The 23092-nt window shown below is 60.2% G+C and carries 25 protein-coding genes; 11 read left to right on the forward strand and 14 right to left on the reverse strand.

The features are described 5' to 3' along the window. A partial coding sequence (locus tag BT116_RS13910; RefSeq protein ID WP_139271883.1) for a transposase occupies positions 1-261 on the forward strand: 261 nt, incomplete at its 5' end. A gap of 443 nt (positions 262-704) precedes the next feature. Here the strand turns inward: BT116_RS13910 and BT116_RS13915 are convergent. Both BT116_RS13915 and gcvA read right to left on the reverse strand, forming a co-directional pair. After that, on the reverse strand, positions 705-1850 hold the full coding sequence (locus BT116_RS13915; protein WP_072344601.1) for an epoxide hydrolase family protein: 1146 nt from the start codon (positions 1848-1850) through the stop codon (positions 705-707). 2 nt (positions 1851-1852) lie between these two features. After that, a complete protein-coding gene (gene gcvA / locus BT116_RS13920) occupies positions 1853-2758 on the reverse strand; it encodes a transcriptional regulator GcvA (protein WP_072344604.1) in 906 nt (301 codons plus the stop codon). Between the two features lie 106 nt (positions 2759-2864). Here gcvA and BT116_RS13925 point away from each other — a divergent pair, with 106 nt between their 5' ends. After that, positions 2865-3473, forward strand: coding sequence for a LysE family translocator (locus BT116_RS13925; RefSeq protein WP_072344607.1), 609 nt, complete (start codon positions 2865-2867; stop codon positions 3471-3473). 10 nt (positions 3474-3483) lie between these two features. Here BT116_RS13925 and BT116_RS13930 read toward each other — a convergent pair whose 3' ends face one another. The 4 genes from BT116_RS13930 to xylA all read right to left on the reverse strand — a co-directional run bounded on the left by BT116_RS13930 (position 3484) and on the right by xylA (position 8888). Continuing rightward, positions 3484-4620 carry a sugar ABC transporter permease gene (locus BT116_RS13930; RefSeq protein ID WP_072344611.1) on the reverse strand — a complete coding sequence of 379 codons (1137 nt, stop codon included), beginning with the start codon at positions 4618-4620 and terminating at the stop codon, positions 3484-3486. Next, positions 4621-6177, reverse strand: a complete 1557-nt coding sequence (xylG, locus tag BT116_RS13935; RefSeq protein ID WP_072344614.1) for a D-xylose ABC transporter ATP-binding protein — start codon at positions 6175-6177, stop codon at positions 4621-4623. It lies immediately after the preceding gene. A 186-nt stretch (positions 6178-6363) separates the two neighbouring features. Continuing rightward, positions 6364-7365, reverse strand: coding sequence for a D-xylose ABC transporter substrate-binding protein (gene xylF / locus BT116_RS13940; protein WP_072344617.1), 1002 nt, complete (start codon positions 7363-7365; stop codon positions 6364-6366). Between the two features lie 206 nt (positions 7366-7571). Further along, a complete protein-coding gene (gene xylA, locus BT116_RS13945) occupies positions 7572-8888 on the reverse strand; it encodes a xylose isomerase (RefSeq protein ID WP_072344620.1) in 1317 nt (438 codons plus the stop codon). Between the two features lie 155 nt (positions 8889-9043). Between xylA and BT116_RS13950 the strand changes: the two genes are divergently transcribed. After that, positions 9044-10231 (forward strand): XylR family transcriptional regulator, encoded by a 1188-nt coding sequence (locus tag BT116_RS13950; protein ID WP_072344623.1) that lies wholly within the window; start codon positions 9044-9046, stop codon positions 10229-10231. 408 nt (positions 10232-10639) lie between these two features. On the opposite strand, the gene BT116_RS13955 is transcribed toward BT116_RS13950, so the two are convergent. Next, on the reverse strand, positions 10640-11125 hold the full coding sequence (locus tag BT116_RS13955) for a thiol-disulfide oxidoreductase DCC family protein (RefSeq protein ID WP_072344626.1): 486 nt from the start codon (positions 11123-11125) through the stop codon (positions 10640-10642). Positions 11126-11237: 112 nt separating this feature from the next. On the opposite strand from BT116_RS13955, the gene BT116_RS13960 reads away from it, so the two are divergent. Further along, positions 11238-12173 (forward strand): hypothetical protein, encoded by a 936-nt coding sequence (locus tag BT116_RS13960; protein ID WP_072344629.1) that lies wholly within the window; start codon positions 11238-11240, stop codon positions 12171-12173. Between the two features lie 43 nt (positions 12174-12216). Here BT116_RS13960 and BT116_RS13965 read toward each other — a convergent pair whose 3' ends face one another. Then, positions 12217-12453 (reverse strand): hypothetical protein, encoded by a 237-nt coding sequence (locus BT116_RS13965; protein WP_072344632.1) that lies wholly within the window; start codon positions 12451-12453, stop codon positions 12217-12219. Between the two features lie 151 nt (positions 12454-12604). Between BT116_RS13965 and BT116_RS13970 the strand changes: the two genes are divergently transcribed. After that, positions 12605-12946: a YajG family lipoprotein gene (locus tag BT116_RS13970; protein WP_072344635.1), complete on the forward strand. Its 342-nt coding sequence runs from the start codon at positions 12605-12607 to the stop codon at positions 12944-12946. A 205-nt stretch (positions 12947-13151) separates the two neighbouring features. Here the strand turns inward: BT116_RS13970 and BT116_RS13975 are convergent, their stop codons facing one another. Beyond that, positions 13152-14057: a LysR family transcriptional regulator gene (locus BT116_RS13975; protein ID WP_072344638.1), complete on the reverse strand. Its 906-nt coding sequence runs from the start codon at positions 14055-14057 to the stop codon at positions 13152-13154. 124 nt (positions 14058-14181) lie between these two features. On the opposite strand from BT116_RS13975, the gene BT116_RS13980 reads away from it, so the two are divergent. Next, positions 14182-14934: an SDR family oxidoreductase gene (locus tag BT116_RS13980; RefSeq protein ID WP_072344641.1), complete on the forward strand. Its 753-nt coding sequence runs from the start codon at positions 14182-14184 to the stop codon at positions 14932-14934. 146 nt (positions 14935-15080) lie between these two features. On the opposite strand, the gene BT116_RS13985 is transcribed toward BT116_RS13980, so the two are convergent. Continuing rightward, on the reverse strand, positions 15081-15983 hold the full coding sequence (locus BT116_RS13985) for a LysR family transcriptional regulator (protein ID WP_072344644.1): 903 nt from the start codon (positions 15981-15983) through the stop codon (positions 15081-15083). Positions 15984-16075: 92 nt separating this feature from the next. On the opposite strand from BT116_RS13985, the gene BT116_RS13990 reads away from it, so the two are divergent. The 4 genes from BT116_RS13990 (at position 16076) to BT116_RS14005 (ending at position 19746) form a co-directional block, all read left to right on the forward strand. Then, the gene (locus BT116_RS13990) at positions 16076-17083 is read left to right on the forward strand and encodes an aldo/keto reductase (RefSeq protein ID WP_072344648.1); all 1008 of its coding nucleotides are present in this window, start codon (positions 16076-16078) and stop codon (positions 17081-17083) included. Between the two features lie 113 nt (positions 17084-17196). Continuing rightward, on the forward strand, positions 17197-17991 hold the full coding sequence (locus BT116_RS13995) for a DeoR/GlpR family DNA-binding transcription regulator (protein ID WP_072344651.1): 795 nt from the start codon (positions 17197-17199) through the stop codon (positions 17989-17991). Between the two features lie 117 nt (positions 17992-18108). Beyond that, the gene (locus BT116_RS14000) at positions 18109-19035 is read left to right on the forward strand and encodes a Gfo/Idh/MocA family protein (protein ID WP_072344654.1); all 927 of its coding nucleotides are present in this window, start codon (positions 18109-18111) and stop codon (positions 19033-19035) included. Positions 19036-19050: 15 nt separating this feature from the next. Beyond that, on the forward strand, positions 19051-19746 hold the full coding sequence (locus BT116_RS14005; protein ID WP_072344657.1) for a tRNA (adenine(22)-N(1))-methyltransferase: 696 nt from the start codon (positions 19051-19053) through the stop codon (positions 19744-19746). A gap of 127 nt (positions 19747-19873) precedes the next feature. Here BT116_RS14005 and BT116_RS14010 read toward each other — a convergent pair whose 3' ends face one another. Further along, a complete protein-coding gene (locus BT116_RS14010) occupies positions 19874-20263 on the reverse strand; it encodes a hypothetical protein (RefSeq protein WP_083569143.1) in 390 nt (129 codons plus the stop codon). Positions 20264-20376: 113 nt separating this feature from the next. Here BT116_RS14010 and BT116_RS14015 point away from each other — a divergent pair, with 113 nt between their 5' ends. After that, positions 20377-21003, forward strand: a complete 627-nt coding sequence (locus tag BT116_RS14015; protein ID WP_072344660.1) for a hypothetical protein — start codon at positions 20377-20379, stop codon at positions 21001-21003. A gap of 17 nt (positions 21004-21020) precedes the next feature. Here the strand turns inward: BT116_RS14015 and BT116_RS14020 are convergent, their stop codons facing one another. From BT116_RS14020 to BT116_RS14030, 3 genes are read right to left on the reverse strand one after another with little or no spacing between them, the layout of a single operon-like run. Beyond that, positions 21021-21596 carry an SPFH domain-containing protein gene (locus tag BT116_RS14020; RefSeq protein WP_072344663.1) on the reverse strand — a complete coding sequence of 192 codons (576 nt, stop codon included), beginning with the start codon at positions 21594-21596 and terminating at the stop codon, positions 21021-21023. Between the two features lie 57 nt (positions 21597-21653). Continuing rightward, entirely contained in the window at positions 21654-22199 is a 546-nt protein-coding gene (locus BT116_RS14025) for an SPFH domain-containing protein (protein ID WP_072344667.1), read from the reverse strand. Beyond that, positions 22196-22921, reverse strand: a complete 726-nt coding sequence (locus BT116_RS14030) for a CPBP family intramembrane glutamic endopeptidase (RefSeq protein ID WP_072344670.1) — start codon at positions 22919-22921, stop codon at positions 22196-22198. Before BT116_RS14030 ends, BT116_RS14025 begins: the two co-directional genes overlap by 4 nt. Between the last annotated feature and the right edge of the window lie 171 nt (positions 22922-23092).

Consider the following 23092-nt stretch of genomic DNA (forward strand, 5'->3'; position numbering starts at 1 on the left):
GCGAGAGTCATCCCTCTGTTCGATTATCCACCGGAGATCCGGAGGGTGATTTACACCACCAACGCCATCGAGTCGATCAACATGAGTCTGCGCAAGGTCACCAAAAGCAGGGCCTCATTCCCGACCGATGATGCGGTAATGAAGCTCTTTTATCTGGCGCTGAATAACATCAGCAAGAAGTGGACGATGCCAATCAGGGACTGGGCGGGGGCTCTAAACAGGTTCAGCATCCAGTTCGAAGACAGGCTTTTGCAGGATTAACAGCAACCCCGTTTACACAAAATTCAGTACACCCCCCGAGGATACGAAGGAACCCGGCAGACCCGAAGATCTCCCACACACAGCCACCATAAAATGACGTCGAACGCCAAAGGCGCTCATTGTTACTTTTATGATGCTTGGTTGCTACCGTATCTGTTGGGCTGCGAAACCCAATCACCGGCCAAAGCCAGCGACGACCCCAACTATAGAAGTCGGTAGAAGTCGATTCCAGCCGCAACAACCGACCTGTAGGACGCAGGCTGCCCCTGTGGCGAGGGAGCTTGCTCCCGCTCGGTGGCGCAGCCGCCGTAAAACCGGTGCCTGCGGTCTGTCTGGCAAAACGCGGTGGCCGATTTGGGGCTGCTTCGCAACCCAGCGGGAGCATGCTCTCTCGCCACGGGAGGTAAATTCCTACGAGATTTTAGGACGGCCAGTTCGGGCCGTCACACCTGACGCAATGGCCGGAAAAACGCCCTGATATCCCCCGCCAACAACTCCGGCTGCTCCAACGCGGCAAAGTGACCACCGCGGGGCATGATGGTCCAACGCTGCACGTCGCAGCAACGCTCCACCCAGCTCCTCGGCGGCATAGGCAGTTCCTTGGGAAACAGCGCAACCCCAACCGGCGGTTTCAGCCGTTCACCGGGGTTGAACAGCAACGGCCGCTTGCCACCTTCCACATACTGGCGAAACGACGAGCCGATGCAGTTCGTCAGCCAGTACAGCGTGACATTGGTCAGCAGCCATTCTCGATCGATGGCGGGGCGGCTATCGCACCAGGACAGGATCTTTTCGCCCATCCACGCCAACAGTCCCGCCGGTGAATCATTCAGACCCACGGCCAGGCTTTGCGGCTTGGTTCTTTGGAGGTGTGCGTAGGCGCCTTCGGCATCGGCAAATGCCCCGGCACGTTGCAGGAAGGCGGTTTCTGCTGTTGTCTGCGCAGGCTCGGTTTCGCCAAGGGGAGGGCGGTAGGAACCGGGAATGTAATTGAGGTGAATGCCGGTCACCCGCTCTGGAAAACGCACGCCCAGCCACGTCGAAACGCCTGCGCCAATATCCCCACCCTGGGCGCCAAATCGGTCATAGCCTAGCCCCGTCATCAACTCACCCCATAAACCGGCGACCTCGTAAGGCCCTCTGCCGGATTGCTGGAACGGTGCGGAGAAGGTGTAGCCGGGCAGCGACGGCACCACCACATCGAAGGCGTCCGCAGGATCGCCGCCATGGCGGGCCGGGTCCGTCAGCAATGGGATGATGCGCTGCATCTCAATGAACGAGCCGGGCCAGCCGTGGGTGAGGATGAGCGGCATCGGCTTCGGGCCGGTGCCACGTTGATGAATAAAATGGACCCTTTGCCCGTCGATGTGAGTGACAAACTGCGGCAGGCGATTCAGCGCGGCTTCCTGGGCACGCCAATCGAACGCGGTCGACCAATGTGCGAGAAGTTCTCGTAGCACATCCATGTCCATGCCTTCGCTCCAGCCTTGCTCGGCCAAGGGCTCTGGCAGCCTTGCGTTCAGCAGGCGGTGCCGAAGGTCTTCAAGGGCGCTGTCGGGAATGTCGATGGAGAAAGGTTCGATGAGCATGATTACGCCTTCGGTTGAGCGGTGGCCGGCTGCCGGATCTGAGAAAACAGCCAATCAACAAATAACTGCGCGTCAACCGCGGCATCCCGAGACACACCGTAATAGTAACGGGACAACGGCAGGCGCAATGACGGCAGCGGACAGGTCAGGCGCCCGTTGGATAGATCCTTGCCCAATAGCGAAGCCGGACACAACGCCACGCCCAGCCCATCGACGGCGGCCTGCAGCACGAGGTGCATGTGATCGAATTGCAGGGTCGGCAGGTTGTTCAATGGCTCGATCCCTGCGTGTTCCGCCCAGTCTTGCCAATCGCTGCTGCGGGTCCTGCCCGACAACAAGGTGTGCCGGGCCAGGTCGTGCATGCTTTCCAATGGCACGCTTTGCAGCAACGACGGTGCGGCGACCAGCAGCAGGTCGTCTTCCAGCAGCACCGTGGGCTGTACATGGGGCGACCATCCGGCGCGTCCACGGCGGATGACTACGTCAAAGGGTTCTCGTGACGGGTCCGGTGGTCTGGTGCTGGTGACCACTTCGGGCTTGATGTCCGGATGCAGCGCCACGAAATCCGGTAGCCGAGGGATCAACCAGCGCACGGCGAAGGACGGGCGCACGTTGATGATGACTTTGCGCTGGGATGCACGGCGGGTCAGGGCGGCAGCGGCGTTGGCGATCTGTGTCAGCGCCTCGCTGACCTGTTCGTAAAACGCCTTCCCCTCAGGCGTGAGCAAAGACTGTCGGGTTCGACGCTCGAACAGCAGCACGCCCAAGCGCTCTTCGAGCAACTTTACGTGGCGGCTGACGGCACTGTGGCTCACGTGCAGTTCTTCGGCGGCGCGGCTGAAGCTCTGGTGGCGAGCGGCGGCGGCGAAGGCGCGGACGGCGTTCAACGGGGGGAGGTTGGCGATCATGTGTCTAATTTAGTCACATATGAGTCGCAATTAAAGCGTTTGTCAGCATCCCGGTGCCACGCCACCCTGAAGGCCACAGCAATTCGCCTTCAATGTGGAGTGATGCATGGCCGGTTACGGGCTTTTTCTGATCCTGGCGACCCTGACGGTGCTCAGCCCGGGTCCAGGCGTGGTGCTGACGATTTCGAATGCCTTGCGCCATGGCTGGCGCGGTGCGTTGCCGGGCATCTTCGGGATCGCGTCGGGCGCGTTTATCGTGGCGGGTATCTGCGCCAGCAGCTTGGGGTTGATCCTGGCCGCCTCGGCGACGGCCTTCACGCTTTTGAAATACATCGGCGCGCTGTACTTGTTGTACCTGGGCATCAAGATGTGGCGCAGCCAACGCTTCGTGCCCGAGCTCACGGTCACGTCCACGCGCCCTTGGCGGCGATTTGGCGAGGCGCTGTCGATCCAGTTGCTCAACCCCAAGGCCGGGTTTTTCTTCCTCGCCGTGTTCCCTCAGTTCATCAAGCCGTGGGATCACTATTACAGCCAGTTCTTCTTGCTGGTGTTGTCCTATAGCTTGCTTGTCGTACTGGTGCATTCCGGTTATGCGCTCATGGCCAATGGCGCCAGGGGCTGGCTCTCTTCAAGCCAGGGCGCCAGGATCGTCGGCAAACTGTCGGGCATCACCTTCCTGGGATTCGGCGCGCTGATAGCGTCTGCCAGCAAGTGACGAGTACACCTCAACGCCGCCCCGTGCGCGTACTCACATCCACCCAAACCGCCAACACCAGAATGCTGCCCTTGACGATCATCTGCCAGTAGCTGTCGACGTCGAGCATGGACATGCCGTTGTCCAGGCTGGTGATCACCAGCGCGCCGAGGAGAGCACCGTAGACCGTGCCGGAGCCGCCGCGCATGGAGGTGCCACCGATGAAGCAGGCGGCGATGGCATCGAGTTCGCCCATGTTGCCCGCCGAAGGTGAGCCAGCGGCCAGGCGTGCGGTGTTGACCACGCCGGCGAGGGCGCACATCACGCCCATGATGCCGAAGATCCACAGCTTCACGGCCTGTACGTTGATGCCGGACAGGCGCGTGGCTTCCATGTTGCTGCCCACTGAGTAGACGCGTCGACCGAACACGGTCTGGCTGGTGACGTAGCTGAATACGCCCAGCAGGATCAGTAGGAGCAGCACCGGCACCGGGATGCCGTCGTAGCTGTTGAGGGTATAGACGAACCCCGCCAACACCGCGCCGATCACCACCACGCGCAATACGTCACGCACCAGTGAGTGGGCCGCCAGGCCATGGAGGGCACGGTTGCGCCGCTGTTTCCAAGTCAGGAACAGCGTCAGGGCGAACAGCAGGATGCCGAGCCCGGTCCCGACCGTGTGCGGCAAGTAACCCTGCCCAACGTAGACCAGCCCCGGTGACACCGGGGCAATGGTGGTGCCGCCAGTTACTCCCAGCAGAACGCCGCGAAACGCGAGCATGCCACCCAGCCCGACGATGAACGACGGGATACGCAGGTAGGCAGTCATGTAGCCGTTGCCCAGGCCAATCAACAAGCCGCACAGGGCCACCAAACTCAGGTTCGCCAGCAGCGGAATGTGGTAGACCACGTCGAGAATCGCCGCCAGGCCACCGAGCAGCCCAAGCAATGAACCCACCGACAAATCGATCTCGCCGCTGATGATCACCAGCACCATGCCGCAGGCCAGGATCCCGGTGATGGACATCTGCCGCAGCAGGTTGGAGAGGTTGCGCGGGGTCACGAACCCACCCTCGGTCTGCCAGCTGAAAAACAGCCAGATCAGCGCCACGGCGATCACCAGCGCGAGCATTTTGTAGCGGGAAAACAGCTGTTTGACCTGATTCATCTACGCGGACTTCCGATCATTATTGTTATGGCCATCGGGATGGCTGAGCGCGGCGGCGAGCACCTGCTCCTGGGTCAGTTCGTGGTTGATGAAGTCGCCGCGCAACTGGCCTTCGCCGATCACCAGGACGCGGTCGGAAACCCCCAGCACCTCGGCCAGCTCCGAGGAGACCATGATGATCGACACGCCTTCGGCCGCCAGGGCGCCCATCAGCTTGTAGATCTCATATTTGGCGCCGACGTCCACACCGCGGGTGGGTTCATCGAGAATCAGCACGCGGGGTTTGGTCAGGAGCATTTTCGCCAACACGGCTTTTTGCTGGTTGCCGCCGGAGAGGCTGGTGATCGGCAGGAACGGGCTAGCGGTCTTGAGGTGCATGCGCGAGATTTCCTTGTCGATGCTGCCCAGTTCGGCTTCGGCGTCGATGCGGGTCAGTTTCGAATAGTTGCTCAGCACGGCCAGGGTGATGTTCTGGCCCACGCCCAGGTCCGGGATGATGCCTTGGCGCTTGCGGTCTTCGGGGACCATGCACAGGCCGGCACGGATCGACTTGAGCGGCGTGCGCGTGTCGATTTGTTGGCCGCCCAGCCAGACTTCACCTTCGTAGCGGCCGGGGTAGGCGCCGAACAGCGCGGACACCAGTTCCGTGCGGCCGGCGCCGACCAGCCCGGCGATGCCGAGGATTTCCCCACGCTTGAGAACGAATGAAATGTCGTCGACCCGTTTGCGCCTGGGGTTGTCGACGTCGTAGCAGGTGACGTGGCGCGCTTCGAAAATCACCTCGCCGATCTCATGAGGTTCGGTGGGGTAAAGGTTGCTCATTTCCCGTCCGACCATCTGGGTGATGATCTTCGGGATGCTCATGTCCGCCATCGCGGTGGTGGCGATGTGTTTGCCATCGCGGATTACCGAGATGGTGTCGCACACGGCGGCCACTTCATCGAGCTTGTGGGAGATGTACACGCAGGCAACGCCCTTGGTCTTGAGGTCGCGGATGATGTCCAGCAGCACCTCGATTTCCGAACGGGTCAGGGCCGAGGAGGGCTCATCGAGGATCAACAGCCGCGCCTGTTTGTTCAGCGCCTTGGCGATTTCCACCAACTGCTGGTAGCCACCGCCGTACTGCGAAACCGGCAGCGAGACATTCATGTCCGGCACTTTGAGTTCACGCATCAGGGCTTCGGCGCGGTGGATCATCGCCGGGTAGTTCATGCGCCCGCCGGGCAGCGTGAGTTCGTGGCCCATGAAGATGTTTTCCGCCACCGACAGGTCGGGGACCAGGGTCAGCTCCTGGTGAATGATGACGATCCCGGCGGCTTCGGTTTCGCTGATGGACTGCGCCTTGAGCGGCTGGCCGTCCCAAAGGATTTCACCGTCCCAGGTGCCGTAGGGATAGACCGCCGACAGCACCTTCATCAGCGTGGATTTGCCGGCGCCGTTCTCACCGCACAGGCCGACACACTCACCTGGCCTGACCTTGATGTCGATGCCGTTCAGGGCTTTGACACCGCCAAAGGTTTTGACGATGCCGTTCATTTGCAGCAGGTAGTCGGACATGGCGAAGGCTCGTGGAAAAGGGCTCACACATACGCAGGGGGCAAGTATTTCCTGGTGTCAGCCAGCCCTCTGTGGGAGCGAGCTTGCTCGCGATAGCGGTGTTTCAGCTTGCACCCACATTGGATGGGCTGCCGCCATCGCGAGCAAGCTCGCTCCCACAGGAACTGTGTTTAACCAAGCCCCGGGTCACTGCCCGGCGATCTGCGCCTTGGTGTAGAACCCGTCCTTTTCCAGCAGGTCGATGTTGTCCTTGGTCAACGGTGTGGGGGTGAGCAGGATGGTGTCGACTTTCTTGCTGCCGTTGTCGTATTGCGAGCTGAAGGTCGGCTTCTCGCTACGCGCCAGTTGCACCGAGAGCTTGGCGGCTTCGGAGGCGATCAGCTTTAGCGGCTTGTAGACGGTCATGGTCTGGGTGCCATCGATCACGCGCTTGACCGCTGCGAGGTCGGCGTCCTGGCCCGAGATCGGCACCTTGCCGGCCATTTGCTGGGCGGCCAGGGCCTGGATCGCACCGCCGGCGGTGGCGTCGTTGGAGGCGACGATGCCATCGATCTTGTTGTTGTTCCGGGTCAGGGCGTTTTCCACGATGCTCAAGGCTTCGGTGGGGTTCCATTCCTTCACCCACTGCTGGCCGACGATCTTGATATCCCCCTTGTCGATGGCCGGTTGCAGCACTTTCATCTGGCCTTCGCGCAGGACCTTGGCGTTGTTGTCCGTGGGCGCGCCACCGAGCAAGAAGTAATTGCCCTTCGGCGCGGCCTTGAGCACGCCGCTGGCCTGCATCTCGCCGACCTTTTCGTTATCGAAGGAAATGTAGGCGTCGATGTCGGCGTTGAGGATCAGTCGGTCGTAGGACACGACCTTGATCCCGGCCTTCTTGGCTTCGGCGACGGCGTTGGTCAGCACGGTGGCGTTGAACGGCACGATGACGATCACATCGACGCCACGGGAGATCAGGTTTTCGATCTGCGAGATCTGCTTCTGCTCGTTGGCATCCGCCGATTGGACGAAGACCTTGGCGTCGAGTTTTTCCGCCGCTGCGACGAAGTAGTCACGGTCCCGCGACCAGCGTTCCAGGCGCAGGTCATCGATGGAAAAACCGATTTTCGGATGGGCCGCATCGGCCATGACCGGCAGCGAGAGCAGGGCGAGGGCGCCAGCGAGTAACGTGCGTTTGAATGTTTTCATGGTGGTGCGTCCTTTTATTGTTGTTTGAAAGACACTGCCTGACGATGAGCGTGATACCGGGTAGAACTGTAGAGCGTTGCAGGGCGCCGTGGGCACAGATTTGTCGCGCGAATGTAACGGCCTCTTTGGTGGGGCAGACAAATCAGTTCGTTCTTCCGGGGGGCTGCTTCGCAGCCCAGCGGGGATAAATCCCCTCGCCACATTTGTCAGGGGTAGATAAAGCGATTGACTACGTTCTCGAGCATCTCCTGGCGACCGCTGACGGCTTGGGGATTCAGCTCGTTGGCGAAGGCATGCTCGGCCAGTGACTCAAGGCTGAAATCACCGGCCAGTACCGCTTTGCCAAACGGTTGCCGCCAGCCGGCATAGCGCTGGTCCTTGAACAGTTGCAACTGATCGTTCTGCACCATCGCCGCCGCGCGTTCCAGGGCGAGGGCGAGGACGTCCATGGCGGCGACGTGGCCGTGGAACAGGTCGATCTCGTCCAGGCTCTGACGCCGGACCTTGGAATCGAAGTTGAACCCGCCATTGCCGAAGCCCCCGGCCTTGAGGATTTCATAGGTGGCCAGGGTCATTTCCTCGACGCTGTTGGGGAACTGGTCGGTGTCCCAGCCGTTCTGCGGATCGCCACGGTTGGCGTCGATGCTGCCGAAAATGCCCAAGGAGACGGCTGTGGCGATCTCGTGATGGAAACTGTGCCCGGCCAGGGTCGCGTGGTTGGCTTCGATGTTGACCTTGATCTCGTTTTCCAGGCCGAACTGTTGCAGGAAGCCGAACACCGTGGCGCTGTCGTAATCGTACTGGTGCTTGGTCGGTTCCTGGGGCTTGGGCTCGATCAGCAGGTCGCCCTTGAAGCCGATCTTGTGCTTGTGCTCGACCACCATGCGCATGAAACGGCCCAGTTGCTCGCGCTCGCGTTTCAAGTCGGTATTGAGCAGGGTTTCGTAACCTTCTCGACCGCCCCACAGCACGTAATTGGAGCCCTTCAGGCGTTGGGTCGCGTTCATGGCGCTGAACACCTGGGCGGCGGCGCAGGCGAAGACTTCCGGGTCCGGGTTGCTGGCGGCACCTGCGGCAAAACGTGGGTTGCTGAAGCAATTGGCGGTGCCCCACAGCAGCTTGATCCCGGTTTGTTCCTGATGGCGCTCCAGGTGGTCGACCATCTGGGCGAAGTGTTCGCGGTACTCTTTGAGCGAAGTGCCTTCCGGGGCGACATCGGTGTCGTGGAAGCAGTAGTAGTCGATGCCCAGCTTGGAGAAGAACTCGAAGGCCGCTTCGGCCTTGCCGATGGCCATTTCCATGGGATCCCCAGCGTGCTGCCACGGGCGCTTGAAGGTACCGGCACCGAACACATCCGACCCCGGCCAGACGAAGGTATGCCAGTAGCAGACCGCCATGCGCAGGTGCTCGCGCATGGGTTTACCGAGCACCAGTTTGTTGGCGTCGTAGTGACGGAAGGCAAGCGGCGAGTCGCTGGCGGCGCCTTCGTAGCGAATCTTGTCGACAGCGGGGAAGTACGACATGGGCGAGTTCCTTTTTTATTCTTGGCGGTGTCTCGATACTAACGCCGGCCCCGAGGCTGCTGATTATGAAAATCACCAACAGGGCGTTCGATTTTGAGTATTGAGGTTCATCGCTGGCGCGCCTAGTCTGTGTGCATCGGCCCAGGGTTAAATCAATGAAAACCGTCCCGCCCGTTCACCGCATTGCACTGTTGTTCAACGGCAGCAAGATCTACGACCGCGGCATCATCAGTGGCATCGGCAACTACCTGAGCAGCACCCGCGCGTCCTGGGACTTGTTCCTCGAGGAGGATTTCCTCTGTCGCTTGAAAGGCATCGAGCGCTGGCAGGGCGACGGGATCATTGCCGACTTCGACGACCCGCTGATCGGCGAGGCGCTGGCCGGGATCAAGCTGCCGGTGGTGGCGGTGGGCGGTTCCTATCAGGATGAACGCGCCTACCCGAAGGGTATCCCCTATGTCGCCACCGACAATGGCGCGTTGATGAGGTTGGCCTACGAGCACCTGATCGAGGCCGGGCTGACGCGTTTTGCCTGTTTCAGCCTGCCTGAAGCACAAGCCAATCGCTGGGCCCAGGAACGGGAAAAAGCCTTTCGCCGGCTGGTGCAGCGCGATGGCCTGCACGCCGAGGTCTATCGCGGCATGGGCACCAGCGCACCGCTGTGGGACAGCGCCGTCGAACAGCAGATCGCCTGGCTGCAAAGCCTGCCCAAACCCATCGGCATCATCGCCGTCAGCGACGCCCGCGCCCGGCAACTGCTGCAAGCCTGTCTGACCGCCGGAATCGCCGTGCCGGAGGAAGTGGCGTTGATCGGCATCGACAACGACCCGCTGACCCGCAGCCTGACGCGGGTGCCGCTGAGCTCGGTGATCCAGGGCACCGAAACCATGGGCCGCACCGCCGCACGCCTGCTTCATCAAATGCTGCACGGCATGCCGTCCACGGGCACACAGATTCTGATACCGCCGGATGCGATCAATGTGCAGGTGTCGAGTCTGCATCAGCCGTTGGGCAACCCTTATGTCATGCAGGCACTGCTCTTCATCCGCCAATACGCCTGCCAGGGCATCAAGACGGCCCAGGTGGCGGCCTATGTGGGCGTATCGCGCTCCTCACTGGAATCGCACTTCCGCAAGGAGCGGGGATGCAGCGTGCACGACGAGATCCTGCGCTTCAAACTCGCCGCCGCCGCCAATGGCCTGGAAAACACCCACTCGCCGATTGCCGACATCGCCCAGAATTGCGGCTTCAAATCGGCGCAGTACCTGCACACCGTGTTTCGCCGCGAGTTCGGCTGCACGCCTCGGGAGTATCAGCAGGGGGCCAATGCAGCAACTCACTGACCCACTACCGAACCGCTCTTGTGGCGAGGGAGCTTGCTCCCGCTGGGGCGCGGAGCGGCCCCGAAACCTGACATACCGGTGCGTCAGGTTGATGGAGTGGATGCCTTAGGGTCTGCTGCGCAGCCCAGCGGGGATAAATCCCCTCGCCACAAAAAAACAGCTCTGCTCCTGACGAGCTGACCCACTGCCGAACCGCTCTCGTGGCGAGGGAGCTTGCTCCCGCTGGGGCGCGGAGCGGCCCCGAAACCTGACATACCGGTGCGTCAGGTTGATTGAGTGGATGCCTTAGGGTCTGCTGCGCAGCCCAGCGGGGATAAATCCCCTCGCCACAAAAAAAACAGCTCTGCTCCTGACGAACTGATCCACTGCCGAACCGCTCTTGTGGCGAGGGAGCTTGCTCCCGCTGGGCTAAATATCGATCCGTTCCGCCGGGTAGGTCCCAGGTGTGGGAATCTTCAAAAAACGCCGTTCATGATCCGCGCTCGGCAAAAGGCAAATGTCGTATTTGCCAAACAGTTGGTATCGATTCAGGGCAATGCGATCGTAGACCCAGTCCCGCAGCCTGCGGGGGACGTAGCGCAGCAGTTTCACCGGGCGCCAGGCCCAGGGCAATAGGGCTACGACTTCAAAAATCGCATCCGAACGCACCCAGTAATGCTGATCGCGAACCACGGCCATGGTGTCGAATTGATGCAGGGGCAGGCCCGCCCAGGCAAGCAAGGCTTGTCCTTCTGGCGCCTGTACGGAGGCCAACCGCACGCGGCGGGCGTGGTCATGGCGGATCAGGAACTTCGCCCAGCCATTGCACAGTTTACAAACGCCGTCGAACAGGACCACTGTCTCGCCTGGCTCGAGCAAGGGCGCGGGAGAGGGGCGAGTTTGGGAGATGGGCATGAATGGGTGTCTACATGGCGCCTGGTTACCCGGATAATACGCGTGTTCCAGCGTCAAGGGGCGCCCCGAAGGGTTGCTCGACCATGATGACTTCAAGGGCATGATCCGATCCATGAGCGATGACACCTACACCCTGTACATGCGCTTCCAGACCCCCGACCCTGGCATTGGCCCACGGGAGCGGGTGCCGATGCTGGAGCAGGAGCTGGCCTGGGCGCGGGAGCGCGCGACCCTGCATCGCTTCAGCTGGATCATGGTGCTGGTGCCGCCGTTGTGCCTGGGCCCGGTGTTGCCGGGCATCGCGTTTTCGCTGGGGCTGCTGGTCTATCAAGGGTTATCCGCCCCAGGCGTCGACCTTGACCGGATCGCCGGAGATTCCCTTGGCTGGCTTGTGCTCGTCACCTTGCTGTTCATGGCTGCCTGGGGCCTGCATAACTACTTGCGCGATAAGCACGACCCAACCAAGCGGTATTGGCAATCGATGCCCGATCAAGGGTTGGTCGAGCTCGAACACCACACCCTCATCCGCGGCATCAGCCTGTGGTCCAATGCCTATGACCCGGACTGCAACACCCTCATGCAATGGACTGGCGGCAAGCTGAACTACGTGCAAGACAGCGGTGTGTCGCAATGGGTCCTGGCCCGGACCGCGGCGGGGCTCTGGCTGGTGCTCAAGGAGCAGTTTTCGGGCGACTTCAGCTACGGACGGGTAGGGCAGATGCCCGCACCGAACAAGCTCCTGCAACCGCGCCAGCAACTGGCGATTGCTTTCGCCCCCGGCACGAACCTGCAGTTGGGCCGACGTTTCGACGGTGCGCCGATGCCATTGGTAGAGACGCCGTACTGGCTGTCTGCCGATGAGCTCAAGCGCCTGGAGGAGGCCGCTCATCACTGGAACTTTCTACCGCCGAACCGCTATGGGGTGGTCAATGATCAGGATGCCGCGTGGGTGCAACGGCTGGTGGACCGGGCGCAAGCCTGCGTTGGGCCACGGCAGCAAGAGGACTGCTGCGCAGCCCAGCGGGAGCAAGCTCCCTCGCCACAATGAATCGAACCCATTCCTGAAAGTCCGGCCTGTCACTGGCCGGGCGCTAAAGCCACATATTCACCACCCGCCGATCCAGCTCCTCCCAATCCGCCATGCCCAGTACCCGAGTGGTGTTCAACCCGCGCAAGTAACCGCGCAGTTGATTGGCCGTGGCGCGCTTGAGCTCCGGGTCGGGTTCGGTGCTGCTCAGTAGCACGCTTTCGTACTGGATCAGGTAATCAGCCACCCGCTCACGGAAGTCGGGCAATACCGCGTCGCGAATCAGATCAAACGTTCTCATGGCTATACCTCATCAGTCTTTCTCGGCTTGCAACTATTGCTAGGAGTAATAGTGACCATTACGAAATGCAAGTTCTGCTTTGCCGGCAATCATTGGAAAATCAGCGCCATCGAACACGCAGCCCATTATTTTTATTTTCAGGACCCCACCCATGCGCCCTTTATTTTTGCTTCCCCTGGCGTTTTCCCCGTTGTTGCTGGCCGGTTGTGCCTCGGCGCCGAACGATCCGACCCTGACCTTGCAAACCAGCAAGACGCCGGCCCAGTACGCTGAATGCGTCGTACCGAAATTGCAGGGCAGTGCCTTGAACCCGATGGTCTCGCAGACCCAGCGCAGCTACCGCATCGTGGTGCCGAGCAAAGTCTCGGCGGACAACGTGCTGGAAGCCTATAAGGCCGGCAGCGGCGGCAAGGTCTTCATCTACGAGCGACATTTGCTGGCCTCCAACCTCCTGCCTTCGAGTTTCGAACGCGCCGCACAGGAATGCATCTGACCGGCCGTAAACGTTTTTCACTGTGCTCCTTTGGTTGGCCGCAACCAACCAATTCCCTTGCCCCGCACCGTCCTCGGTCGCGGGGCTTTTTTTGTTTGACGATGACTCCAGCCCGGTATTTCGGCCTGGTCAGCGCATCCGCCGTGATCGGCATCGCGCACTCGCGCGGCGATCGGCAAGAGCATTAGGGGGCACGTTTGTCTTATCACGTCGGCAAAGGGGAGCCGCCGTTCAAGGCTGGAATCCTTGAAAACACGTTAGCCATAAAATCCATGAACACGATAGCCCGCGTGGGGAGCAGTCTATTGGCGACGTAAACCATCTGCACGGGGACAGGGGGAGCCGCATGGTGGGTGAGAATGAACTGTAATTTCCCGCTGTCCAGCCCGCCCTCGAACAGCCATGCAGGTCCATGCGCCACGCCCAGGCCTGCGGCGACCGCCGCGCTCACAGCGTCGGGCGAGTTGACCCTGAGCCTGCCGCTAATCGGAATGTCCGCGTCCCGGAATCGCCAGGTCGCCCCGGACGACAGCAAGGTGTAGATGATGCAATCGTGGTCGCGTAGATCATCCGGGGTCTGCGGTACTCCACGTTTGGCCAAGTAGTCCTTGCTGGCGACGAAGACCCGGTCGTACCACCCAAGAGGCCGGGCGCGCAGGGCACTGTCCTCCAGGTGTCCTATGCGAATGGCGAGTTCGGTGCCTTCATTGACCAGGTCTACGTATCGATCGTTGAGTTGCAGATCCAGGTTCAATTGAGGGTAGCGCTCCAAAAAGGCCGGCACATGCGGCAGCACAAACGCGTGTGCGAGCGCTGTCGGACAGGCTACCCGCAAGAGTCCCGATGGCTCGACGTTGTTCCTGAAGGACGATTCGGATTCATCCACCGCATCCAGGATGCGCCGGATGTCCACATAGTAGCGTTCGCCCTCCGGCGTCAAGGAGAGCTTGCGCGTAGACCGGTGGAGCAAGCGCGTCTGCAAATGATCCTCCAGAGCCGCTACATAGCGGCTTACATTGGGTTGTCCCAACCCTAGATCGCGCCCTGCCGCCGAAAAGCTCCCGGTTTCTACAGCACGCGCGAAGCATGTCATCAAAAGAAATCGGTCCACTTCTCCACCTCGATTCATGCCTGATTTGCATGAATCATATGCGAATAGGTGGTCTTATCCTATACGAGGCATGAGCGCATATTTCTCCATGTCGACCGCAGTGGTCATTCACCGGAGAATTCAAATGTCGCGCTTGCAGGGTAAACGTACGCTCATCACTGGCGGCACCAGTGGCATCGGGCTGGAAACGGCAAAGCAGTTCCTGGCGGAAGGGGCTCGCGTAATCGTAACGGGCGTCAACCCCGATTCGATTGCAAAGGCCCAGGCCGAATTGGGCCCGGAAGTGCCGGTGCTGCGCGCCGACTCGGCCAGCGTTGCGGCACAAAAGGAGCTGGCCCAAGTCATCAAGGAACACTACGGCCAACTCGACGTTGCCTTCCTCAATGCCGGCGTATCCGTCTGGCTGCCCATTGAGCAATGGACGGAAGAGATGTTCGACCGCTCTTTCGACATCAACGTCAAAGGGCCGTACTTCCTGATGCAGGCGCTGTTGCCGGTCTTCGCAAATCCTGCTTCCGTCGTGTTGACTACTTCCGTAAGCGCGCATGCGGGCGCAGATCGCTCGTCCGTGTATGCCGCAACGAAGGCCGCATTGCTGAACATGTCGAAGACGCTCTCGACCGAATTGCTGGGCCGTGGCATTCGTGTCAACGCAGTGAGCCCTGGGCCCGTCGAGACACCGCTTTACGACAAGCTCGGTATTGCGGAAGCCTATCGCGAGCAGCTTGACAAAGAGATCGCGGCAACCATTCCGCTTGGGCGCTTCGGCACCTCCGACGAGGTGGCCAAGGCGGTGCTGTATCTGGCATCCGACGAGTCGCGCTGGACGGTCGGCTCTGAAATCGTCCTTGACGGCGGCCGCCTGCTGAATGGCTAAGGGCGCAGCTCAACAATTGCGCGAGTGCAACATCGCATGGGCTGAGTTAATCAGATACTGAACGCCCGCCTCAGCACTTAGCGACGAACGAGTCCAATCCAGACTGTGCAAACAGCGGTACGCGGGAAACTTCTGCCGCTGTTGCCTCAGGTTAGCCAATCATCCGCCCGGATGAACTCGATGAGCGCTTTCAGGGCCGGTGGCACATGGCGTCGGCTGGGGTAATAGAGAAAAAACCGGCTAGGCGGCGCTTTCCATTGCGCAAGTAGTTCCGTGAGATGCCCATTGCGAAGGTCGTCGCGTGCCAGCTCCTCGTAGACGTAGGCAATCCCGGCGCCATCTTTCGCTGCCTGGATCATCAGCGCATCGTCTTCAAGAATGAGCGGGCCGGTGACGGACAACCGGATCGGTTGCCCCTCTGCCTGATACTCCCAAGCGTAGAGTTTGCCGCTGGGAAAACGCCGGGCGATGCAGGCGTGGTCGAGCAAGTCCCGTGGAGCCTGGGCGATTCCTTTCGTGGCCAGGTAGGTTGGCGCGGCTACGGTCACGAACGATTGAGGCGGGCCGACAGGGACGGCGATCATGTCGCCGGCCAGGCTTTCGCCAAAGCGCACGCCGGCGTCAAAACCGCCGTTGACAATATCGGTCAAGCCGTCATCAGTGACCAGGTCCAGTTGAATGCGAGGATACCTGGCCACGAACGGCGCGAGCACGTTTGCAAATACCGCACGCGCCGCCGGACGCGCCACGTTGAGGCGAAGCTTGCCCGCGGGCACGTCCTGCAGCGAGGTCAATTGGGCCAAGGCATCGGTAACCTGCTGCAGGGTAGGGGCCAGCGTTGCCAATAGCTGATGGCCGGCCTCGGTCGGGGTAACGCTGCGAGTGGTGCGGTTGAGCAGCCTCACACCCAGGCGTGCTTCCAGGGCTCGCATGGCGTGGCTCAATGCCGAGGCCGAAACGCCACGCTCGTCGGCGGCCTTGCGAAAGCTGCGATGGCGCGCGACGGCGGCAAAGGCATCCAGTTCGGAAAGATCGGGGTGCTGACTCATGAATACGGTTCAGTAGTTCAAATACGATTACCCATCTTATCGTCATGAGATCCCTCACGGATACTGCCCACATCATCTGTGGAGAACTCGCTATGCAAAAGAATCGTCTTGGATCATCGGACTTCCTGATTTCGCCCATTGGCCTGGGAACCTGGGCCATTGCTGGCACCGGCTGGGAATACAGCTGGGGTGCGCAGGACGACGAGGACAGCCTGGGTGCCCTTGAATATGCCGTTGAATGCGGCGTGAACTGGATCGATACGGCGGCTGTTTATGGTTTGGGCCATGCCGAGCAGTTGGTCGGGCAGTTGTTGCGTCGGTTGCCAGCTTCGCAGCGTCCATTCGTGTTCACCAAGGGCAGTCTGGTCTGGGACCCGGTCACCAAGGCAATCTCACATTCGCTGGCGCCTCGATCGCTGCTCGCCGAGGTCGAGGCAAGCTTGCGCCGACTGCAAGTCGAAACCCTCGACCTTTATCAGATTCACTGGCCGGCCTTTCCTGCCGACGGCAGCAGTGAAGGGCTCGAGCAGGCGCTTTCGGCGTTGGCCACCGCCCGCGAACAGGGGAAAATTCGCGCTATCGGCGTCTCCAATTTCGATGTCGCGCAACTCAAGCGGGCCCGGGCGGTGACCGAGATCGTTTCACTTCAGCCGCCATATTCCGCCTTGATGCGGGACATCGAGGAAGACGTCCTGCCATTTTGCGAGCAGGCGCAAATGGGGGTCTTGGCCTATTCCACCCTTCAATCGGGGCTGCTTTCCGGCAGCATGACGCGCCAACGCATCGCCCAACTGCCCGAAGACGATTGGCGCAAGGCGCGAAGCGCGGACTTCCAGGAGCCTCGTTTGAGCGCGAACCTGGCGCTGGTCGAGGTTTTGGCCGGTATCGGCGAACGGCACGGGGTCAGTGCGGCGGCAGTCGCCATCGCCTGGGTGCTGCGCAAGCCGGTGGTGACCGGTGCCATCGTCGGAGCCCGTTGCCGCGGGCAGGTCGATGGGCTGATTGCCGGCTCGCAGCTGCGCCTCAGCGCCGAGGAGATCGAAGAAATTCGACCCTTCCTGCCATTGGGCATGGGCACGAATGTCCCAGGGAGCGCTTGAGCAATTGATCGTGCAGGCGCTCACTGGAATGAGCGGGTTTGACGCTTCGCTGTATAATCGGCACTATCTGCTCGTTAATGATCATTAGTGCTCGTTTATGCAGGTTGTATCTCATGAACTCTCCCCACGAAGCGTTCCCCGGTGAACGCCAGCAATTGATCAGCCAGCGTCTCGCCCGGTATGGCCGGGTGATCGCTGCTGACCTGGCCAGCGAATTCAATGTGTCCGAACACTCAATCCGGCGTGACCTGGGGGTATTGGCCGCGGCGGGGTTATGCAAGCGCGTTTATGGCGGCGCGATACTTGTGCCGGCTGTCGAAGGGTCGCTGGATGTTCGCGTGCGTAAAGACCCGGCACGCAAGGGCAGCCTCGGCCAAGCGGCCGCTGCATTGCTGCGCGCGGGCCAGCACGTGTTCATCGATGCCGGGTCGACGAACCTGGCGATTGCGGGTGCCATCGATCCAAGCCTTCAGTTGACCCTCTCCACCAATTCGCCATTGATTGCGGTGCAGTTGATGAAATTGCCCCGTGCCGAAGTCATCCTCCTGGGGGGGCGCTTGAATCCAATCGCCGGTGGTGTGATCGGGCTGACGGCGGTGGAGCAGTTGCGCCAGTTCAGTTACGACGTGTGTTTTCTGGGGGCCTGCGCCATCGATCCCGACAATGGGGTCACAGCATTCGGCCTGGAGGACGCAGAGTTCAAGCGCGCAGTGGTGGCGGCAAGTGGGCAAGTGATTACCGCGGTGACCAATGAAAAGCTGTCCAGCGTTGCTCATTATCAGGTGGTTTCTTGTGAGGAGGTCGCCGCCCTGGTGGTGGAGCACGATGCGCCACGTGAGCGGCTGGAGCCCTTCTACGGCCGGGTGACCAACGTCGTGACGAGTGTCCGTGAGCAACTGCGTAGTTGATGCCTTAGCGGCGCAGTGCAGGGCAATCGGGTAGATACTGCATGGCCCCCATTGTCCGCCAGGCGATTTGCGTCTAGTTTGCTGCCCGATCACAAGTACAAAAATCAGGAGTCATCGATGCAACCGATTCGTCTCGGGCTGGTGGGCTACGGCAAGATTGCCCAGGATCAACACGTTCCAGCCATCCACGCCAACCCCGCGTTCCAACTGGTGGCGGTCGCCACGCAAGGGCAGCCCTGCGCCGGGGTGGAGAACTTCCGATCCCTGGGCGAGTTGCTCGAAAACGGTCCGCAGGTCGATGCGATTGCGTTTTGCACACCGCCACAAGGTCGATTCGCCCTGGTGCAACAGGCGCTGGCGGCCGGTAAACACGTCCTGGTGGAAAAGCCGCCGTGCGCCACGTTGGGTGAAGCCATGGCCTTGGTGGAGCAGGTTCGCGAGCAAGGCGTCAGCGGCCTGTTCGCCTGGCATTCGCGTTACGCCCCGGGCATCGCTGCCGCCCGTGACTGGCTGGCCAGTCGCACCTTGCACAGCGTGCAGATCGATTGGAAAGAAGACGTGCGCAAGTGGCACCCCGGTCAGGCATGGATCTGGCAACCCGGCGGCCTGGGCGTCTTCGATCCGGGTATCAATGCCCTGTCGATTGTGACCCATCTGCTGGCGTTGCCACTGTTCGTGGAGTCCGCCGAGTTGCGCGTGCCGGACAACTGCCAGTCGCCGATTGCCGCCAGCATCAAGATGGCCGACGCGCATCACCTCGATATTCGTGCGGAATTCGATTTCGACCATGGTCATGACGAGCTCTGGAGCATCGAGATTCGCTGCGCCGAAGGCGTCCTGCGCCTGGACAATGGCGGTGCGCTGTTGAGCATCGACGGCGTGCGCCAGGCCGTCTCCGAGGAGGGCGAGTACGCTGCGGTGTATCGGCATTTTCAGCAACTGATCAACGACAAGGCCAGCGACATGGACCTGCAGCCGCTGCGGTTGGTCGCGGACAGCTTCTTTGTCGGCAGTCGGACGGCGGTCGAGCCGTTCTACGATTAACCCAGGGAACTGCAGTTGAACGAACAGACATTGTCCATGCGCCTGGAGCGCGTGGCGGCGCATATGCCGGCAGGTGCGCACCTGGCCGATATCGGCTCGGATCACGCGTACCTGCCGGTGGCCTTGTTGCGCCGTGGCGTCATTGCGGCAGCGGTGGCCGGCGAGGTGGCGTTGACGCCGTTGCGCGCCGCTGAACGCACCGTGGTCGAGAATGGCCTGGAACGGCGGATCAGCGTGCGCCAGGCCAATGGCCTGGCGGCAATCGAGCCGGAAGACGGGATCACGGCGATCAGCCTCTGCGGCATGGGCGGTGAGACGATCCGCGACATCCTGGACAGCGGTAAAGCGCGGTTGAGCGGTCAGGAGCGGCTGATTCTGCAACCCAACGGCGGCGAACAAGCGCTGCGCCAATGGCTGATGGAAAACGACTACCGCATCCTTTGCGAGGAAGTGCTGCGGGAAAACCGCTTCTACTACGAGATCATCGTCGCCGAGCGCGCCGGGCCAGTGACGTACACCGCCGAGGAGCTGTACTTCGGCCCTCTGCAGATGCTGGCGAGAACCCCGACCTTCCTGGCCAAGTGGCAACGCCTGCTGCGCCAGAAACAAAAGACCCTCGCCAGCTTCGCCAAGGCGCGGCGCGCGGTGCCCGAAGAGAAGCTGCAAGAGGTTGCTCGGCAGGTCCGGTGGATCAGTGCGCTGCTGGCTTGAGTTGCATTGAAGTCGGACGTGCCGACGTCATCGCGAGCAAGCTCGCTCCCACATGGGGTTACGGGTGTTCAGGGCATCTGCACACGACACAAAACCTGTGGGAGCGAGCTTGCTCGCGATGAGGCCATCAGTTACTTCCCGATCGATCCACCACCGGGTAATGCTTGATACGACACGCATACGAGTTGCCGTCGCCTTTACAGACGCCATCCAGATAGCGGTAGTCCACCCGTACCGACTGCCCTTTGCCGGGCCATTGTCGGCGGGGGAGCGTGGCTTGGTAGTCCGGGGTTTCCGGGGTGAAGGTCAACAGTGAGTCTTGCGCGGGACACTCCACCGAGGCGGATTTCGGCCTGACTTTCACGACCTGCGCCTGAAGCTGCGGATAGGGTTGTTTCATCACCTGGACGACACGCAGCTCCATCTCACAGATTTGCCACGTCGAGGCCTGGACGGGCTCGCACAGGAAGGGGAGCGTCAAGGCAAGCAGTCCGAGGCATGCTGTGTGAGTGTTCATTGCTGACCTTGTTTGAAGTGCTGACGTTTGCCAATCATAGCTTGGCATTGTAGCCGTCAGCAGGGTGGTGGGACTATGCCTACAGTCTTTAGGCCAATACAAGGAAGTAACCCATGCCCGGCATCCAAAACGTCGCCTCAGCATTCTGCGAATTCATGCAATCTTGGGAAGAGGACCGCAAATACCTGCCGTCGTCCATCAGTGCCCTGGCCAACGGTTTCGAGGGTTGGCTGAAGTTCGAGTTTTATTTCTGGCTGATCCAGGCCCGTGGACTTCGTGGCCGCGACCGCGAACTGGCGGATGTTGGCGTCGAGTACAAAGTGGCGCTCGATCAGCGTTGGTCGCTGATGGACATTGCCGCCAAGCAATGCGACTTGTGGATTCGCGACCAGGATGAAAAGCGCTTTCACTTCATTGAACTCAAGGCACCTTTCGCCAATGCCAACCAGGGCAAGATGTTTGAAAGCGCGGCCAAGGACTATTGGTACATGACCCGCTTGAAAGCCCAGGCGGAAAAGGTGGCAACGGGCAGCGTCATTATCTTTGGCGTGAATTTTGAGGAAGCGCGCTGGAAAAAACATCTCCAGTACGTTGAGGATTATGCCGGCTACATCGATCATACATCCAAGGCCTCCGGCACCGTGCCAGGCGTGGCGGGGCTGAGGTGGGCGGTGCTGACCATGCATTACCCGTCATCGGGCGAAATGCCTCTGCCGGAAGTCGAAATGCAGGAACGGTAAAGCCCTGAAGCAGGGAATTATGGCTTCTGATCGACCGTGGCTGCGGGCTCGTACGGCTTGTCAAAATCTGCGAGATTGATCCTGTCAAAGCTGATGCTGTCGATGGTCACACGTTCACCGATGGTGTTTTTTATTGCCGCTGCGGCTTCTTTCATAAAGACATTGGGACGTTCTAATATTTCAAGAGCTTTGTAGTCTGACATGACAGCTCCAATTGTTTCAGTCGCGTGCGGCTTTATGAGTGTCAGTTCGACGGATTGGAAATCGTTGTATTGGGTGTACAGGTCCTTTATTTTGCCGGGGGTTACATGCCAGACAACTGATATGTCAAAGCTGAATTCAGTAAGATCTGAGGTGTAGTTGTGGTTTTTTGTAATGTGCAGGATGTTGTTCTGGCTTGAAAATTTGAGAACCTCGTCAGTAATTGGGATCTTCCAGTTTAGCCCGGGAGCCACTTCGGAAAGTACTCTTCCATTACGTAAAACCAAGCCGGTTTCTCCCTCGTTGAGGGTATAAAACGAGAGGCTTGCAAGAATCGCCGCTGCGGCCAGCGCGCATAACCATAAACTTGTCAAACCCACCGTGCGATGCATCCGAATGCCTCATGACCTTTATTGTTGGGAGCGTAGCGTGCCAATTCCAACGGCATCCTATTCAATGGAGATACTTTGCATGTGCACGTTTCCAATATAAATACGCTCAATTATTATCGGGCCGTCAATTGTTGTCCTGATCGACTTGGAAATGCTGTTAATGAGCGCCTGCCGGTTTTTGAGTGCCTGCTCTGTGTCATAACCAGACAAGGTCAGCCTGATTTGCTCGGTGGCCTTAGGTATAAGCAAGGTGTTCTCGAGCGCTTCCAGGGTGGTGTATTTTTTATACATTGTAGTGGCTTCACTTGGCGCTATGCGCCAAACAATAGACACCTCCAATTCCATCAAGTCGCTCTGAGTTCTTGCTTGAAATGCCTTCCAGTAAAGCAGGTTGTTCTGCATTGAAAGGCTGATCAGTTGATCCGCAAGCGGAATCTTCCAACCCATCCCGGGTTGGGCTTCAGTCAGAACCTTGCCATTACGCAGAATCACACCGCGGTCTTGTTCATTGACGGTATAAAAAGACTCCCAGGCGAAAAGATAGGCGACCAATGCCGCGATAAGGCAAAGGCCCCATTGCTTGTAAAATCGACGAAGGCTCAACCGTAGAGCCCCATCAGGGTGAAAGTCTCGTCGGTGGTCAGTGCAACAACTTCGGCCAGCGAATGCAGGAGTACCGGAATCAGCAGGCCACCGCTGACCACTCTGGCCACGGCGAATACGCTTCCACAGGCGAAGATCAGCACGACGGTTACCCAGTTCCCGTATTGTATGTGCATACCGGCAAAAACGGCGGACGTCACGATGATCGCGATCCATGTCCAGGCACGGCTGTTCTCGTAGGGAAACAGCCGGAGCATGTAATGGCGGAAGAACAGCTCTTCGGCGATGGGCGGCAGCACGATCAGCGAGGCAATCTTGATTGTGGCCTGCCAACCGTTGAGCCCATCCAGAAGCTCGGCCATGAACACCTCGCGCGGCAACCCGAGCACAAAGACGGCAACCCCGAAAAGCAGGTAGGTCCCGACAATGCCGACCGCCCCCCACCGCAGGGGTTTGCCAATGGCATGACCGCGCCACTGCAGGCGCGAATCGGCGCGGTATTGCAAGGCGAAGAGGCCGAGGAGGATGAGCGCGGTGATCCCCGAGGTGGTCGTGAACATCAGATAGGCCTGCATGTCCGCGGGTACGAAAAGGACCTCGGGCATCGCGGCCAGGAAGACGACCACAGTGGCCAGCACCAACATCCCGAGCCGGGGAAAGAAGCGGTAGGGCGATAAAGTGGAGGCGGGTGCAAACTCAGGGGCGGCACTTAGATTCGTCACAGTCACTCCATGAGTGCAAGGAAAAAGGCATGATGCCAGTGTTTTGATCGTCTGGGATGAGTTCCTCTCGGCTTTGTGGAGAGGTAGGCAATTGGCATCTCACTCCGTCGAACGTGGGGCGTAAGGAACAGGCATCCATGCAACTGCACCACCGCCATCGCGAGCAAGCTC

This window comes from Pseudomonas sp. NFACC16-2, assembly GCF_900119205.1.
Classification (GTDB): domain Bacteria; phylum Pseudomonadota; class Gammaproteobacteria; order Pseudomonadales; family Pseudomonadaceae; genus Aquipseudomonas; species Aquipseudomonas fluorescens_Q.

Excerpts from the sequence above, each read along its gene's own strand:
- xylA (WP_072344620.1), bottom strand. The coding sequence starts at position 8,888 with ATGTCGTACTTCCCCGCTGTCGACAAGATTCGCTACGAAGGCGCCGCC.
- BT116_RS13925 (WP_072344607.1), top strand. The coding sequence starts at position 2,865 with ATGGCCGGTTACGGGCTTTTTCTGATCCTGGCGACCCTGACGGTGCTC.
- BT116_RS13960 (WP_072344629.1), top strand. The coding sequence starts at position 11,238 with ATGAGCGATGACACCTACACCCTGTACATGCGCTTCCAGACCCCCGAC.
- BT116_RS13930 (WP_072344611.1), bottom strand. The coding sequence starts at position 4,620 with ATGAATCAGGTCAAACAGCTGTTTTCCCGCTACAAAATGCTCGCGCTG.
- BT116_RS13985 (WP_072344644.1), bottom strand. The coding sequence starts at position 15,983 with ATGAGTCAGCACCCCGATCTTTCCGAACTGGATGCCTTTGCCGCCGTC.
- BT116_RS13980 (WP_072344641.1), top strand. The coding sequence starts at position 14,182 with ATGTCGCGCTTGCAGGGTAAACGTACGCTCATCACTGGCGGCACCAGT.
- xylF (WP_072344617.1), bottom strand. The coding sequence starts at position 7,365 with ATGAAAACATTCAAACGCACGTTACTCGCTGGCGCCCTCGCCCTGCTC.
- BT116_RS13915 (WP_072344601.1), bottom strand. The coding sequence starts at position 1,850 with ATGCTCATCGAACCTTTCTCCATCGACATTCCCGACAGCGCCCTTGAA.
- gcvA (WP_072344604.1), bottom strand. The coding sequence starts at position 2,758 with ATGATCGCCAACCTCCCCCCGTTGAACGCCGTCCGCGCCTTCGCCGCC.
- BT116_RS14015 (WP_072344660.1), top strand. The coding sequence starts at position 20,377 with ATGCCCGGCATCCAAAACGTCGCCTCAGCATTCTGCGAATTCATGCAA.
- BT116_RS13990 (WP_072344648.1), top strand. The coding sequence starts at position 16,076 with ATGCAAAAGAATCGTCTTGGATCATCGGACTTCCTGATTTCGCCCATT.
- BT116_RS13950 (WP_072344623.1), top strand. The coding sequence starts at position 9,044 with ATGAAAACCGTCCCGCCCGTTCACCGCATTGCACTGTTGTTCAACGGC.
- BT116_RS13970 (WP_072344635.1), top strand. The coding sequence starts at position 12,605 with ATGCGCCCTTTATTTTTGCTTCCCCTGGCGTTTTCCCCGTTGTTGCTG.
- xylG (WP_072344614.1), bottom strand. The coding sequence starts at position 6,177 with ATGTCCGACTACCTGCTGCAAATGAACGGCATCGTCAAAACCTTTGGC.
- BT116_RS13995 (WP_072344651.1), top strand. The coding sequence starts at position 17,197 with ATGAACTCTCCCCACGAAGCGTTCCCCGGTGAACGCCAGCAATTGATC.
- BT116_RS13955 (WP_072344626.1), bottom strand. The coding sequence starts at position 11,125 with ATGCCCATCTCCCAAACTCGCCCCTCTCCCGCGCCCTTGCTCGAGCCA.
- BT116_RS13965 (WP_072344632.1), bottom strand. The coding sequence starts at position 12,453 with ATGAGAACGTTTGATCTGATTCGCGACGCGGTATTGCCCGACTTCCGT.
- BT116_RS14020 (WP_072344663.1), bottom strand. The coding sequence starts at position 21,596 with ATGCATCGCACGGTGGGTTTGACAAGTTTATGGTTATGCGCGCTGGCC.
- BT116_RS14010 (WP_083569143.1), bottom strand. The coding sequence starts at position 20,263 with ATGAACACTCACACAGCATGCCTCGGACTGCTTGCCTTGACGCTCCCC.
- BT116_RS14000 (WP_072344654.1), top strand. The coding sequence starts at position 18,109 with ATGCAACCGATTCGTCTCGGGCTGGTGGGCTACGGCAAGATTGCCCAG.